Below are 14,216 nucleotides of genomic sequence, written 5' to 3'. Positions count from 1 at the left end.
ACAATAAAATATCGCTTTGATAACACATTCCCCCATAACGGGATTTTTATAACGGATGATTGAATGTCAGACCTTACCGCCAGCCGCACTCCACGGCCTTACCCGTCACTGCTTCTGGGCAGCCAGCTTGTTTTCAACATTGGTTTTTATGCCGTCGTGCCGTTTCTGGCGATTTTCTTGCGCGACGACATGCTGCTTTCTGGCTGGGCCATCGGGCTGGTGATTGGCCTACGCACCTTCTCTCAACAGGGCATGTTTTTAGTCGGCGGGGCGCTGGCTGACCGCTTTGGCGCTCGCGTGATCATCCTGTGTGGCTGTGTCGTACGCATCAGCGGCTATCTGCTGCTGGCACTGGGCGATTCGCTATGGCCGATTATTCTCGGCGCCTGCCTGACCGGCGTTGGCGGTGCCCTGTTCTCCCCCGCGATTGAAGCATTAATGGCGCAAGCTGGTACGCAAAGTGAAAAAGAGGGAAAACGCAGCCGCTCCGAGTGGTTCGCTCTGTTTGCGATTTGCGGCGAGCTAGGCGCGGTGTTAGGGCCATTGCTCGGTTCGGTACTGGCCGGGTACGGATTCCAGCGCGTGGCACTCGCAGGCGCAGGCGTCTTTGTTATCGCGCTCATCGTCCTGTTTTTCAGCCTGCCGCCGACGCAGCGCAATCAGGGTGAATTACATATCGCCCCGTGGTGGGAAACCTTCCGTCAGCGGCGCTTTGTGGCGTTCATCATTGCCTACAGCGCTTACCTGTTCAGCTACAACCAGCTCTATCTGGCGCTGCCGGTTGAACTACACCGCTCCGGCAGCAGCGAGAAAGACCTCGGCCCGCTGTTTGTGCTGGCGTCGCTGCTGGTGATCGGATTACAGCTTCCGCTGGCGCGCTTTGCCCGCCGGGTTGGTGCGGCGCGTATGCTGCCACTGGGTTTCGCGCTGCTGTCTGCCTCGTTCCTTAGTGTCGCCCTGTTTGCTTCCAGCACACCGCCAGAAGGATGGCAGCGCCTGCTTCCGGCTATCTCCTTGATTACCCTGTTAACACTGGGACAGATGTTAATCGTCCCTGTTGGTATGGATCTCATCCCGCGTTTTGCCAACAACCAGAATCTGGGGGCGCACTATGGCGCGCTGGCGTCGATGGGCGGCATCGCTGTTCTGCTTGGTAACTTTGTACTCGGCAGCCAGCTTGATCGCGCGCTGACGCCATCGCCACAGGCCGCGATTCCGTGGGTGCTGCTCGCTGCGGTGCCACTGTGCAGTTCGCTGGCGATGATGGTCATCTGCCGCCCGTTTAAATCCGCTTCAACCGTGAATGAATAAGGACAGACTGATGAATATGCGTAATCTCCTGTGGCCTGTTTCCGGCCTGCTATCAGCCACGCTGCTGCTTTCAGGCTGCTTCAACGAGCAGGAGGAAAAGCACACCTCGCATCATGACGGTCGAATCAAACTGGCAATGCTTCAACCGCCACGCTCCGGCCTGACGCCGCTGAGCGATGATGCCTTTAAGCTGTCGCGCTGGAGCACGGCAGAAACGCTGGTGGTGCTCGACAAGCTCGGCGAAGCTCAGCCTGCGCTGGCGACAAAATGGCAGCAGATCGATGATAAATCCTGGCGTTTTGAACTGCGCCCCAACGTCCATTTTCACGATAACACCACGTTGAACGCCGCCACGGTGGTTAACGCGCTCACCGTAGCGTCCACCGCGGCTCCCAAGCCGCGTATTCTGGACGGCGTGCAGTTAACGGTGAAAGCCGATGGCGATAACGCCGTGATTGTTTCTACCGCTAAAGCGGATCCGCTGCTGCCTCAGCGCTTATCCAGCACACAGTTGGCCATTCTCTCCACCGCGGCATACGGTAAAAATGGCGTGGTCAATCCGATCAATACCGGAAGCGGTCCGTTTGTTCTGCGTAGCGTCACCGGCACCAGCAGCGCGGTGTTAGATAGATTCGACGGTTACTGGGGTGAAAAAGCGCAGGCCAGCGGGATCGACGTCAGCTTTGTCTCTGACGGTGCAGCGCGTGCGGCTGCATTACGTACCGGTACGGCAGACATTGTCGAAGCCATTCCGGTTTCTCAGGCACCGCTGCTGGATCAATCGCTGGTGCATGAAGTCCCCATGCCGCGCACCAATACGCTGTATCTGAATACGCGTCATGGCGTGATGCAAGATCCCGCGATGCGCGCCGCCGTGCGTGATGCGATCAATCCCCAACAGTTGGTGGATAACATCTATGAGAAGCGTGCCGATATCGCGCAGGGCCTGTTAGGTCCTGCGCTGCCGCAGCGGAACTGCGTCAGCCGGTACGCCTGCGGGTGCGACCATCACGCTGGCAACCTTCAGCGATCGCGCCGAGCTGCCTGAGGTGGCAGTCTATCTGGCACAGCAGCTTACCGCCGCGGGATTTACGGTGAAACAGGTCGTGCGTGAGTATGCACAGATTGAGTCCGACGCGCTGGCAGGCAAGTTTGACGCCTTTATTTTATCCCGCGCCACCGTGCTGGATTCCGGCGATACGGTGGCTTACCTGTACAGTGACTTTGCTTGCGAAGGGTCATTCAACATCGCGCAGCTGTGCCGCCCGGACATCGATCTGGCACTGCAAAAAGCGGCCACGATTCCTGCGGGCGTTGCACGCCGTCAGGCCATCATGCAGGCAGAAAATCTGATCCTTGCCAGCGATGCCGCGATTCCGATGCTGCATGAGCGCGTTATTCAAGGTGAGAGCGCACAGGTCAAAGACGCCCTGCGCGACCCGCGTGAACGTACGCTGATTAACGCCGCTACGCACATTGTCGCCGACGCAAAATAACGGGTAACACGCCCCAGTAACCAGAAAGATGACGAGTTTATGAGCGAACCGCTCTATTGCCGCACCTGTGCAACCTTCAACCAGGCGCAACGTCCGCGATACGGCCTGCTGATTCCGCTGTTGTCATGGCTGCTGACGCTGGCGGGGATGGCCGCCAGCGGCGTACGACTGCTGATTCTCGGGCGCGCGTTGCGGAGTGGAGTGATGCACGTACCGGAAGCGCAGCAGCCCCGAGTCTCGCTATGCCATCTGGCTGCCAGTTATCTGTATGCTACTGCTGGCGCTGCTGTTGCTGGCAGGTTTACCACGCGATCCCTATACCTCCGCTTTTCTGCGCCTGCAACCGCCATCGTTGCTGCTGCCTTTTGGCGCGGACGCGATGGGACGTGACTTGCTGGCGCGCGTCGCCCACGGCACGCTAAATACCTGCCTGCTGGCACTGGTGGTATCGCTGGCCTGTCTGGCAATAGGCCTGCTGATTGGATTGTTCCCGCGTCTGCTCACCGGCCCCATCGAAGTGACTAACGCCCTGCCGCCGGTGATTGCCGGGCTGTTGGTTGCCGCCGTCAATGGTCCGACGGCAACAGGCGCGGCGATTGCCGTGATTGCTGTGAGTTGGGCACCGCTGGCTGCACACACGGCGGCGCTGGTCGCCGAAATTAATGCACGCCCTTATATTCGGATGCTGCCGATTCTCGGCGTCGGGCCGATTCGCCGCAGCCTGTTCTATGTACTGCCCGCACTGGTTGGCCCACTCTTTCGCCATGCAATGCTGCGGTTACCGGGCATCGCGCTGGCACTGGCATTGCTCGGCTTTTTAGGGCTGGGCGCATCCACGCCGACACCGGAATGGGGACGCGTACTGGCAGAAGGGATGCCATATATCGAACGTGCTTTCTGGGGCGTGCTGGCACCTGCTGCCGCACTGGGCGTGCTGTCGATACTGGCCGTGAGCGCGGCGAATCTCTCCGGTCGCCACAAGCACTAATCTATCGCGGGACAAATCTATCGCGAGAAAATGCTATCTCGACATGCAGCCTACGCGCCCGCCTCTCTTCACGCTCGCAGACCCGCTGGATTTCACGATGGCGGGCCTGTGCATCTTCAGTTACGCTGTGGGCTAACTTCTGCCTAAGTACAGAATTTAAAGGAGAGAATATGCACAACAGCGGGTCCCACGTCAGTCTTACCGTCACGCAAACTCTGGATAAACTGGAAGCGCTGTATGATGATGCCGTCTCAGCGCTGCGCGACGCCATTGGCGATTTCATCAATGATGGCACCCTGCCCGATGCCAACGCGCGCGCAGCAGGATTATTTTCCTACCCAGCTCTGCGCGTTAGCTGGAGTGGCAATTCGACCGGCCATCCCAAACATCGGGCCTATGGGCGTTTTACCCATCCGGGTAGCTACTCCACCACAGTCACCCGCCCGGCCTTTCTGCGCGCTTATCTGGCAGAACAACTCATGCTGTTGGAGGGGGATTATGATGTCACCATCGAGGTCAGCGCGTCTCAGCAGGAAATCCCGTTTCCCTACGTGCTCGACGGTTCCGACCTGATTCTTGACCGTTCCATGAGCGCTGGCATCGCCAAGCATTTCCCCACCACAGAACTGTCACAGATTGGGGACGAGACGGCAGATGGTCTGTTCCACGCCACCACCACGTCGCCGCTGTCACACTTCGACGCGCTGCGCACCGATTTCTCACTGGCACGGCTTCGCCACTATACCGGCACACCGGTGGAACATATTCAGCCATTCATCCTCTTCACGAATTACACACGCTATGTCGATGAGTTTGTGCGCTGGGCGTGTGCGCAGATTGCCGATCCCGATAGCCCGTATGAGGCGCTATCTTGCGCAGGCGGCATCTACATCACGGCCGACACGCCTAACCCTGAACAAACGGTGTCCGATCTCGCCTGGAAGAACCACCAGATGCCCGCCTATCATCTGATTCCTCGTCAGGGGAAAGGGATTACGATGGTCAACATTGGCGTCGGGCCATCCAACGCGAAAACCATCTGCGATCACCTCGCGGTGATGCGTCCGCATGCCTGGCTGATGATCGGCCACTGCGGTGGCCTGCGCGAAAGCCAGTCCATCGGTGATTATGTGCTGGCGCACGCTTACCTGCGTGACGATCACGTCCTAGACGCCGTTTTGCCGCCTGACATCCCGATTCCCAGCATCGCCGAAGTGCAGCGCGCACTGTACGACGCCACCAAGATGGTCAGCGGCATGCCGGGGGAAGAAGTTAAGCAGCGCCTGCGTACCGGCACGGTGGTGACCACCGATGACCGCAACTGGGAATTACGCTACGCGGCCTCCGCCCTGCGCTTTAACCTCAGCCGCGCCGTCGCGGTAGATATGGAAAGTGCCACCATTGCCGCACAGGGGTATCGTTTCCGCGTTCCTTACGGCACGCTGCTGTGCGTCTCGGATAAGCCGTTGCACGGTGAAATCAAACTGCCGGGACAGGCTAACCGTTTCTATGAAGGGGCAATTTCGGAGCATTTGCAGATTGGCATCTGCGCCATCGACCTGCTGCGGGCAGAAAGCGACAAGCTACATTCGCGCAAGCTTCGTACCTTTAATGAGCCGCCGTTCCGCTAATCGAACGACGTTGTTCAGACAGCCGGCCCTACTCAGGAAGTCGGCTGCTCTGGCGTGATTAAACACGTTATATTATAACGCCCCCCAATTCCATAGCGGATAAACCCAATGAAAAAAGGTTTGTCAGTTCTGTTTCTTTCCCTGGTAGCGGCGCAAGCGTCTGCGTTTCAGGCTAAGATGGCTCAATCTACTGAGACTAGGTTGCGCAATATTGATGAGGCTAAACACACTTTTTCTGGTTTTACGCCAATGGGGCTGGAAATCTCTATTGCCACGGTAACGGTCGCCCTGCCATTGGCCGGTGCGCCGTCTGGTCAGGGAAGTTCTGACCAACGTCGCCTACCGCTGGTTCCTGCGCATGGGGCTACCGAGAAAGTACCTGACGCCTCTACCCTTAGCCACAACCCCATCCTCCACTTTAATCGCAGCGATATCTTCCAGCAGACTTTTGATCATATCGTGGAGCAGACGATGGAGCAGAGCTTCGAGGATGCAAAACAGCATCATGGTGATCGATATGCGTGGCTGCGGGGTCTGATGAAAGTGCAGATGCAGCGCCTGCTGGCAGCGACAACATAGAATATGAAGAAGATGGCGCTGCTGGAAGTTGCATTGTCGTTGTTGCAGGGTGAGTGTGGCCTGATAAGGTGCAATAAGACACAGATGACGAGACTAAACCCAGTCATGGGCTGAAAGAAAAAATACTGCGGTCACTTATAAAACAGAACCCCACGAAAAAATGTGGGGTTCATTAACCGCCTTAAAAAAACCCGGAAACCGGCTTTTTTAAGACACTATTGCGATCAAATCTTACGGAAGATCAGAGAACCATTGGTTCCGCCGAAACCGAAAGAGTTACACAATACATAGTCCAGATTGCTGACCTGACGCGCCTCATGCGGTACGAAATCCAGATCGCAGCCTTCATCTGGGTTATCCAGATTAAGCGTTGGTGGAACGGCTTGATCGCGCAGAGCAAGAATACTGAAAATTGACTCCACGGCACCTGCCGCACCGAGCAAGTGACCCGTCATGGATTTTGTCGAACTCACCAGCACGCTGCTGGCATCCGCACCAAACACGGATTTCACCGCCTGTGCTTCCGCTTTATCCCCCGCAGGCGTAGAGGTGCCATGCGCGTTGATATAGCCGATCTGGCTCGTTGATACACCCGCATCACGCAGGGCGTTTTCCATAGCCAGTGCTGCACCCGAACCGTTCTCTGGCGGAGACGTCATATGATACGCATCGCTGCTCATGCCAAAACCAACAACTTCTGCATAGATTTTCGCACCGCGCTTTTTCGCGTGTTCATACTCTTCCAGCACCATGATGCCAGCACCGTCACCCAGTACAAAGCCATCACGATCTTTATCCCACGGACGGCTTGCCGCCTGAGGATCGTCATTGCGCGTAGACAACGCACGAGCAGCGCCGAATCCACCGACGCCTAATGGCGTACTGGCTTTTTCTGCACCGCCGGCCAGCATCACATCCGCATCGTTGTAAGCAATGATGCGAGCTGCCTGACCAATATTATGCACGCCAGACGTACAGGCCGTAGCAATAGAGATACTCGGGCCACGCAGTCCGTACATGATAGTAAGATGCCCAGCCACCATATTGACGATGGTTGACGGCACGAAGAACGGACTGATTTTACGCGGGCCGCCGTTCACCAGCGCAGTGTGGTTCTCTTCAATAAGACCCAGACCGCCGATGCCGGAACCAATCGCCGCACCGATACGCGGCGCGTTCTCTTCCGTTACTTCCAAACCGGAATCCTGCATGGCCTGAACGCCAGCAGCAACACCGTATTGAATAAAGGCATCCATTTTGCGAGCTTCTTTACGCGAAATGAATTCCTCAGAATTAAAATCCTTTACTAAGCCAGCAAAACGCGTTGCATAGGCACTAGTATCGAAATGGTCGATCAGGCTGATACCACTCTGACCGGCAAGAAGAGCACTCCAGGTAGACTCAACTGTATTGCCGACAGGAGATAACATGCCCAGTCCGGTCACAACTACTCGACGCTTAGACACGCTTATCCTCCAGGGAGGGAAAAAAAGACACTGCGGGACAAAAAACTTAGGCGGTCGAATGACCGCCTAGATATGTTCGCTTACTGCTGGTTAGCCTGAATGAAATCAATGGCTGCCTGAACAGTCGTGATTTTTTCAGCTTCTTCGTCTGGAATCTCAGTATCAAATTCTTCTTCCAGCGCCATTACCAGCTCAACAGTGTCAAGAGAATCAGCGCCGAGGTCATCAACGAAAGAAGCATTGTTTACGACTTCTTCCTGCTTAACACCAAGCTGTTCAACGATGATTTTCTTAACGCGTTCTTCGATAGTGCTCATACTCTTAAATTTCCTATCAAAACTCGCTTTCGCGATGGTTTTCGTAGTGTATAAAATGTTTGAAAAGATGCAACAAAATCTCGGCTGGTCGAACCACGATTTTGTGCTATTTTGCGGTTATCACCGCAAATAATGCAAATAGTTTTCGAGCTTTTTAGATCATATACATGCCGCCATTGACATGCAATGTTTCGCCAGTAATGTAAGCAGCTTCATCAGAGGCTAAAAATACAACAGCACTGGCGATTTCTTTAGCATCACCGAGTCGGTTAGCTGGAACCTGCGTCAAAATGCCTGCTCGCTGTTCTTCTGTCAATGCCTGAGTCATATCTGTTTCGATAAATCCAGGCGCAACGACGTTGACCGTAATACCACGAGAAGCCACTTCACGCGCGAGGGACTTGCTGAACCCAATCAGCCCTGCCTTCGCTGCCGCGTAGTTAGCTTGCCCTGCATTGCCCATGGTTCCTACAACGGAACCAATGGTAATGATACGGCCAAAACGTTTCTTCATCATGGCACGCATTACTGCTTTAGACATGCGGAATACCGACGTCAGATTGGTATCCAGAATATCATGCCATTCATCATCTTTCATTCGCATCAGCAGGTTATCACGCGTGATGCCAGCGTTATTGATAAGGATATCAATTTCCCCGAATTCCGTGCGAATATCTGCCAATACGCTTTCTACTGATGCTGCATCAGCAACATTCAGCATATAACCTTTACCGTTCTCACCCAGCCAGCCGCTGATCGCTTCAGCACCTTTTTCGCTGGTTGCGGTACCAATGACTTTTGCCCCGCGGGCAACCAACGTCTCGGCGATGGCACGCCCTATACCACGGCTTGCACCAGTAACCAGTGCAATTTTCCCCTCAAAACTCATTGTCTTCTCCGTTCTTATTTCTCAATCGCCGCTGATAGAGAAGCAGGATCGTTCACCGCCGCTGCTGTCAGGGTATCGACGATTCGTTTGGTTAAGCCAGTTAATACTTTACCCGGCCCGACTTCCAACAGTGACTCAACACCCTGAGAGGCCATAAATTCAACACAGCCAGTCCAGCGTACAGGGAAATAAAGTTGGCGTACCAGCGCATCACGAATCGCTTCCGGTGTGGTTTCGACGCTCGCATCAACATTATTGACAACCCGGATGATCGGAGCATTAAACGTCACGGACTCCAGAGCAACCGCAAGTTTCTTCGCGGCAGGTTCCATCAACGCACAATGTGACGGCACGCTGACAGGCAACGGCAGAGCACGCTTCGCCCCCGCCGCTTTACACGCGGCCCCCGCACGCTCAACGGCATCTTTATTGCCCGCAATCACCACTTGACCCGGTGAATTAAAGTTTACCGGAGAGACTACCTGTCCTTGCGCGGATTCTTCACACGCTTTGGCAATGGCTGCGTTATCAAGCCCGATAATCGCATACATTGCGCCCGTTCCTTCCGGTACCGCTTCCTGCATCAGTTTGCCACGCAGCTCAACCAAGCGGACAGCCTGTTGGAAATCCAGAACACCAGCACAAACCAGTGCGGAATATTCACCAAGGCTATGACCAGACATCAGAGCAGGCGTTTTTCCTCCCTGCTGCTGCCAGACACGCCAGATAGCAACAGAAGCGGTCAGTAACGCAGGCTGCGTCTGCCAGGTCTTATTCAACTCTTCGGCCGGCCCCTGCTGGGTGAGCTGCCATAAGTCATAGCCTAACGCTTCAGAAGCCTGAGCAAAGGTTTCAGTGACGATGGGGTGTTCTGCCGCCAGTTCAGCCAACATACCTACCGTCTGTGATCCCTGACCGGGAAACACCATTGCAAATTGCGTCATATCACAATCCTGTTTAATTAAAAACGAACCAGCGCGGAGCCCCAGGTAAAACCGCCGCCGAAAGCTTCAAGCAGCACCAGTTGCCCTGGTTTAATACGCCCATCACGTACGGCTTCATCAAGCGCTGAAGGCACGGAAGCGGCGGAGGTATTACCATGACGATCCAACGTCACAACCACCTTGTCCATCCCCATGCCCAGCTTTTTCGCCGTAGCGCTGATGATTCGCAGGTTAGCCTGATGAGGCACCAGCCAGTCTAATTCACTTTTATCCAGTTGAGCCGCTTGCAGCGTTTCCTCAACAATATGCGCCAGTTCAGTCACGGCCACTTTAAAGACTTCATTACCCGCCATCGTCAGGTAAGCAGGCGTATCCACATGGCTACGATCCTGATGCGGTAACGCCAACAGTTCACCATAGCGCCCATCGGCATGCAGGTGGGTAGAAAGAATACCCAGCTGCTCTGATGGCGTTAACAGTACCGCGCCTGCGCCATCACCGAATAAAATTAGCGTGCCGCGATCTTCAGGATCCAATGTCCGAGACAGCGTATCGGAACCGATCACCAGTGCGTATTTCACCGCACCATTTTTAACGTATTGATCGGCAACGCTCAGTGCATAGGTAAAACCGGCACAGGCGGCGGCCAAATCGAAGGCAATCGTATCGTTGATCCCTAACAACTGCTGAATCTGGCAGGCAGAGCTCGGGAAAGCATGGCTTGATGATGTTGTAGCAACGATCAGAAGGCCGACTTCAGAAGGATCGACATTTGCCATTTCCAACGCTTTCTGCGCAGCGCGGTATCCCATGGTCGCAACATTTTCATCGGGCGCAGCAATTCGGCGCTCACGGATTCCTGTACGTGTGACGATCCATTCGTCCGTCGTTTCCACCATCTTTTCTAAATCAGCGTTCGTCCTGATTTGTTCAGGCAGGTAGCTGCCCGTTCCGATTATTTTTGTATACATGTACGCTTAGTCACTCTTGGGTAATACCGCTTCTAGACGGGCGGCAATCCGGTCGGGGAGCTGCCGCCGTACCGTCTGCATTGCCTGTTCAATAGCAACCGCAAACGCTCTCTGGTTTGCTGCACCATGGCTTTTGATTACAGTTCCCCGCAATCCTAGCAGGCATGCGCCATTATATTGATCGGGGTTCAAATGACCGAAACGCTTTGATAAGCGCTTTTGTAACAAACGTCCCAGCCATTTCAACCACCAAGACCGTTTTTGTTTTTGCCCCGGGCCTGAGGCTGGCGATTTCAGCAGTGACAGGAACATCCTTACCACGCCTTCCACCGTTTTCAGTGTGACATTACCCACAAAGCCATCACAGACCATCACATCCGTTTTCCCTGTCAGCAGATCGTTGCCTTCCAGATAACCGATATAATTTATTGATGGTGCCTCTTTTAACTGTGCCGCTGCTTCACGGATAGTGCTCAGCCCTTTGCTTTCTTCCTCACCAATATTCAACAACGCGACCCGAGGGTTCTTCAGTTCCAGCACTTCTTCTGCCATCACTGAACCCATCACGGCAAACTGAACCAGCATCGTGCTATCACAATCAACATTCGCCCCCAGATCCAACACGACGGTCTTTCCATGCTGCTGGTGAGGTAAGACCGATACCAATGCCGGTCGTTCAATACCATCAAGTGGCTTAATCAGGAGCTTAGCCAGTCCCATAAGCGCACCCGTGTTACCTGCGCTCACACAGGCCTGTGCCCTGCCGTCTTTAATCAACTCAAGCGCTATACGCATTGAGGTACCACGGCTCGCACGAATAGCCTGCGACAGCATCGCATCACTCGCAATAACCGACTCCGCCGGAACAACTTCTAAGCGGGAAAGTAAATCAGAATCGACTTTGGCAAGTAATGGTGTAATCGCAGCAGGATCGCCGACTAATAACAAATTGAGAGCTGGATTAGAAGCCAGTGCCTGCAATGCAGCAGGCACTGTTACGCAGGGACCAAAATCCCCGCCCATCGCATCTAACGCCAGAGTTAGGCGTGTCAAGGTATTGCCTTGCAAATAATTCGCAAGAATTACTTAGCAATGACCTTGCGACCGCGGTAGTAACCATCCGCAGTGATGTGGTGACGCAGGTGAGTTTCGCCAGAAACTTTATCTACGGATACAGAAGAGGTAGTCAGCGCATCGTGTGAACGACGCATACCACGTTTGGAACGGCTAGGTTTGTTTTGTTGTACGGCCATGGACCTTACTCCTTAATTACTTACGCTTTAAACTGGCTAATACGGCAAACGGATTTGGTTTTTCCGCCTCTTCAGGCAGTTGACCAAACACCATGTCCGCTTCGGACACTTCACAGTGTTCAGAATCATGCACCGGGGCGATAGGCAACATCAGAATAATTTCATCTTCAATCATTGCCAGCAGATCGACTTCGCCAAACTCATCAACGCCGATCGGCTCATACGCTTCCGGTAACGCTTCGGCCTGCTCATCATTGACGACCGGGCTAAAACAGAATGTCGCATGGACTTGATGCTCAAACGGCTTTCCGCAACGTTGACACATCAGTGTGACCGTAACATCGGCGTTACCGTCAATCACTGCCAGACGCTGATTATCAATATTGAAAGATAAAGAGGCCTGAACATCACTATCCACACTCACCACCGATTCGGCAACACGCTCTACTTGTTCCGGCGAATAGATACCAACATAGTCTAAACGCTTCTGAGCAGTGCGGACCGCATCAAGGGTTAAGGGTAATTTTACCTTTTGCATAGGGCGCGCATATTAACGTCGTAACGACATAGAGTCAAAGAAAAAGGCAGTGAGGCACCACCTTTCACCAATATTCGCTTCCAGAGCGGCGCACAGTTTAAAATGCCTTTCATCATTACGCTACGGTTTATCAAAAAATTATGCAGCAGATCGTTCTTGCCTCAACCTCACCGTATCGCCGGGCCTTATTAGAAAAGCTGGGCCTCCCCTTTGTTTGCGCGTCGCCGGACATCGATGAAACCCCTCACTTGGGTGAAGACGCCGTCGATCTCGTTATCCGCCTTGCTGAAAGCAAAGCCCGAGCGTTAGCCACGCACTACCCCAATCACCTGATTATCGGCTCCGATCAGGTGTGCGTTCTGGGGAATGCCATTACGGGAAAACCCCATAATAAGGGTAATGCAACACGACAGTTACAGCAGGCCAGCGGGAGATGCGTTTCCTTCTTTACCGGTTTAGCGCTTTTCAATAGTGCGACTCAGGAAATACAGAGCATCGCAGAGCCATTTGACGTGCATTTTAGAACGCTAACGGAAACGGAAATTGACGGCTATCTGGAGAAGGAACAGCCGTGGAACTGCGCGGGCAGCTTCAAAAGCGAAGGGCTGGGCATTGCCCTTTTTGAGCGATTATCCGGGCGCGATCCAAATACGCTCATTGGGTTGCCGCTGATTGCGCTGATTCAGATGCTACAAAAGGAAGGCGTGAATCCTTTGACAGCGTAATACAAATCGGGATAGCACAATGACGCGCTATCCCGATAGACAAAGGCGTATAGCTATACGCCTCATTATGCTTTTGTCTTGCGTAACGCCTGAAGACAGCGACGCAGCCCGCTATCCAATGGCGCTTCAATTCTCATCGTCTCACCGGTATTTGGGTGTTCAAAACGTAGCGCCTGCGCATGCAGGAACAGACGTTTTAAACCGGTGTCCGCCAGTTGTTCATCGAATTCGCGATCGCCGTAACGGTCGTCAAATGCTATCGGATGTCCAGCATACTGAGTATGTACACGAATTTGATGCGTACGTCCGGTGACAGGACTCGCTTTCACCAAAGTCGCATGCTCAAAACGCTCTTCTACCTTAAAGCGCGTTTCCGACGGCTTACCTTCGCTGTTAACTCGCACAACACGCTCACCACTTTGCAGAATATTTTTCAACAGCGGCGCCTGAACAACCTTGCAGTGGGATTGCCATTGTCCGCGAACCAGCGCCAGATAATCTTTTTGCATTCCTTTTAGCCGCAGCTGTTCATGCAGAGAACGCAAAGCCGAGCGTTTTTTTGCCACCAGCAAAACACCTGACGTATCGCGATCGAGGCGGTGTACCAGTTCCAGAAAACGCGCTTCCGGGCGTAAAGCACGCAGCCCTTCAATCACGCCGAAGCTCAGACCGCTTCCGCCATGCACAGCGGTACCCGAGGGCTTATTCAGCACCAGCAGGTAGTCATCTTCGTAAATAATGCACTCGGCCAACGCCGCGACTTTACCAAGACTCGCAGAAACAGGCGTTTCATCACGTTCTGCCTGCCGAACAGGCGGAATACGAATGACATCGCCGTCGAGCAATTTATACTCAGGCTTGACCCGTTTCTTATTTATCCTTACCTCGCCTTTACGCAAGATACGGTAAACCATACTTTTAGGCACACCCTTTAAGTGGGTATGCAAAAAGTTATCGACGCGCTGCCCCGCTTCATCTGCGGAGATCGTCACAAATTGTACTGAAGGATTATCTGTTTTCATGATGCGCGATTCTAAATAGAGCAACCCGATAGCGCCACTTCTTTTTCTGTGCTTAACTGTGTGTCTGACTTATGAAGATATTGTTG

Annotated in this window: 12 protein-coding genes and 3 pseudogenes; 6 read left to right on the top strand and 9 right to left on the bottom strand. The window is 53.8% G+C overall.

What is annotated here, in order from left to right; translation table 11 throughout:
• The first annotated feature begins 63 nt into the window (after positions 1–63).
• From O1Q74_RS07245 to O1Q74_RS07220, 5 genes and pseudogenes are all read left to right on the top strand, one after another.
• Positions 64–1,311 carry an MDR family MFS transporter gene (locus O1Q74_RS07245; protein ID WP_271877598.1) on the top strand — a complete coding sequence of 416 codons (1,248 nt, stop codon included), beginning with the start codon at positions 64–66 and terminating at the stop codon, positions 1,309–1,311.
• Positions 1,312–1,321: 10 nt separating this feature from the next.
• A pseudogene (locus O1Q74_RS07240) lies at positions 1,322–2,807 on the top strand (ABC transporter substrate-binding protein).
• Between the two features lie 102 nt (positions 2,808–2,909).
• A pseudogene (locus O1Q74_RS07230) lies at positions 2,910–3,795 on the top strand (ABC transporter permease subunit); the annotation flags it as partial.
• A gap of 170 nt (positions 3,796–3,965) precedes the next feature.
• Positions 3,966–5,426, top strand: coding sequence for an AMP nucleosidase (locus O1Q74_RS07225; protein WP_271877593.1), 1,461 nt, complete (start codon positions 3,966–3,968; stop codon positions 5,424–5,426).
• Between the two features lie 233 nt (positions 5,427–5,659).
• A pseudogene (locus tag O1Q74_RS07220) lies at positions 5,660–5,912 on the top strand (transposase); the annotation flags it as partial.
• A gap of 317 nt (positions 5,913–6,229) precedes the next feature.
• Here O1Q74_RS07220 and fabF read toward each other — a convergent pair.
• From fabF to yceD, 8 genes are all read right to left on the bottom strand, one after another.
• Positions 6,230–7,471: a beta-ketoacyl-ACP synthase II gene (gene fabF / locus O1Q74_RS07215; protein ID WP_271877590.1), complete on the bottom strand. Its 1,242-nt coding sequence runs from the start codon at positions 7,469–7,471 to the stop codon at positions 6,230–6,232.
• 80 nt (positions 7,472–7,551) lie between these two features.
• On the bottom strand, positions 7,552–7,788 hold the full coding sequence (acpP, locus tag O1Q74_RS07210; protein WP_005970506.1) for an acyl carrier protein: 237 nt from the start codon (positions 7,786–7,788) through the stop codon (positions 7,552–7,554).
• A 154-nt stretch (positions 7,789–7,942) separates the two neighbouring features.
• Positions 7,943–8,677: a 3-oxoacyl-ACP reductase FabG gene (gene fabG / locus O1Q74_RS07205; protein ID WP_271877571.1), complete on the bottom strand. Its 735-nt coding sequence runs from the start codon at positions 8,675–8,677 to the stop codon at positions 7,943–7,945.
• A gap of 14 nt (positions 8,678–8,691) precedes the next feature.
• Positions 8,692–9,621 (bottom strand): ACP S-malonyltransferase, encoded by a 930-nt coding sequence (gene fabD, locus O1Q74_RS07200; protein ID WP_271877568.1) that lies wholly within the window; start codon positions 9,619–9,621, stop codon positions 8,692–8,694.
• A 17-nt stretch (positions 9,622–9,638) separates the two neighbouring features.
• Positions 9,639–10,592, bottom strand: a complete 954-nt coding sequence (locus O1Q74_RS07195) for a beta-ketoacyl-ACP synthase III (protein ID WP_271877565.1) — start codon at positions 10,590–10,592, stop codon at positions 9,639–9,641.
• A 6-nt stretch (positions 10,593–10,598) separates the two neighbouring features.
• Positions 10,599–11,645: a phosphate acyltransferase PlsX gene (plsX, locus tag O1Q74_RS07190; protein WP_271877562.1), complete on the bottom strand. Its 1,047-nt coding sequence runs from the start codon at positions 11,643–11,645 to the stop codon at positions 10,599–10,601.
• 29 nt (positions 11,646–11,674) lie between these two features.
• Entirely contained in the window at positions 11,675–11,845 is a 171-nt protein-coding gene (gene rpmF / locus O1Q74_RS07185) for a 50S ribosomal protein L32 (RefSeq protein ID WP_011093369.1), read from the bottom strand.
• Positions 11,846–11,861: 16 nt separating this feature from the next.
• Positions 11,862–12,383: a 23S rRNA accumulation protein YceD gene (gene yceD / locus O1Q74_RS07180; RefSeq protein ID WP_015840715.1), complete on the bottom strand. Its 522-nt coding sequence runs from the start codon at positions 12,381–12,383 to the stop codon at positions 11,862–11,864.
• A gap of 140 nt (positions 12,384–12,523) precedes the next feature.
• Between yceD and O1Q74_RS07175 the strand changes: the two genes are divergently transcribed.
• The gene (locus O1Q74_RS07175; protein ID WP_271877553.1) at positions 12,524–13,108 is read left to right on the top strand and encodes a Maf family protein; all 585 of its coding nucleotides are present in this window, start codon (positions 12,524–12,526) and stop codon (positions 13,106–13,108) included.
• A gap of 65 nt (positions 13,109–13,173) precedes the next feature.
• Here the strand turns inward: O1Q74_RS07175 and rluC are convergent, their stop codons facing one another.
• Positions 13,174–14,130, bottom strand: a complete 957-nt coding sequence (gene rluC / locus O1Q74_RS07170) for a 23S rRNA pseudouridine(955/2504/2580) synthase RluC (RefSeq protein WP_271877551.1) — start codon at positions 14,128–14,130, stop codon at positions 13,174–13,176.
• Positions 14,131–14,216: the final 86 nt, after the last annotated feature.

Source organism: Pectobacterium sp. A5351 (assembly GCF_028335745.1).
Lineage (GTDB): Bacteria > Pseudomonadota > Gammaproteobacteria > Enterobacterales > Enterobacteriaceae > Pectobacterium.
The sequence above is the reverse complement of the archived record's forward strand: the minus strand, read 5'-3'. Positions and strand labels throughout refer to the sequence as shown.

Excerpts from the sequence above, each read along its gene's own strand:
- O1Q74_RS07245 (WP_271877598.1), top strand. The coding sequence starts at position 64 with ATGTCAGACCTTACCGCCAGCCGCACTCCACGGCCTTACCCGTCACTG.
- O1Q74_RS07225 (WP_271877593.1), top strand. The coding sequence starts at position 3,966 with ATGCACAACAGCGGGTCCCACGTCAGTCTTACCGTCACGCAAACTCTG.
- acpP (WP_005970506.1), bottom strand. The coding sequence starts at position 7,788 with ATGAGCACTATCGAAGAACGCGTTAAGAAAATCATCGTTGAACAGCTT.
- fabG (WP_271877571.1), bottom strand. The coding sequence starts at position 8,677 with ATGAGTTTTGAGGGGAAAATTGCACTGGTTACTGGTGCAAGCCGTGGT.
- fabD (WP_271877568.1), bottom strand. The coding sequence starts at position 9,621 with ATGACGCAATTTGCAATGGTGTTTCCCGGTCAGGGATCACAGACGGTA.
- O1Q74_RS07195 (WP_271877565.1), bottom strand. The coding sequence starts at position 10,592 with ATGTATACAAAAATAATCGGAACGGGCAGCTACCTGCCTGAACAAATC.
- rpmF (WP_011093369.1), bottom strand. The coding sequence starts at position 11,845 with ATGGCCGTACAACAAAACAAACCTAGCCGTTCCAAACGTGGTATGCGT.
- yceD (WP_015840715.1), bottom strand. The coding sequence starts at position 12,383 with ATGCAAAAGGTAAAATTACCCTTAACCCTTGATGCGGTCCGCACTGCT.
- O1Q74_RS07175 (WP_271877553.1), top strand. The coding sequence starts at position 12,524 with ATGCAGCAGATCGTTCTTGCCTCAACCTCACCGTATCGCCGGGCCTTA.
- rluC (WP_271877551.1), bottom strand. The coding sequence starts at position 14,130 with ATGAAAACAGATAATCCTTCAGTACAATTTGTGACGATCTCCGCAGAT.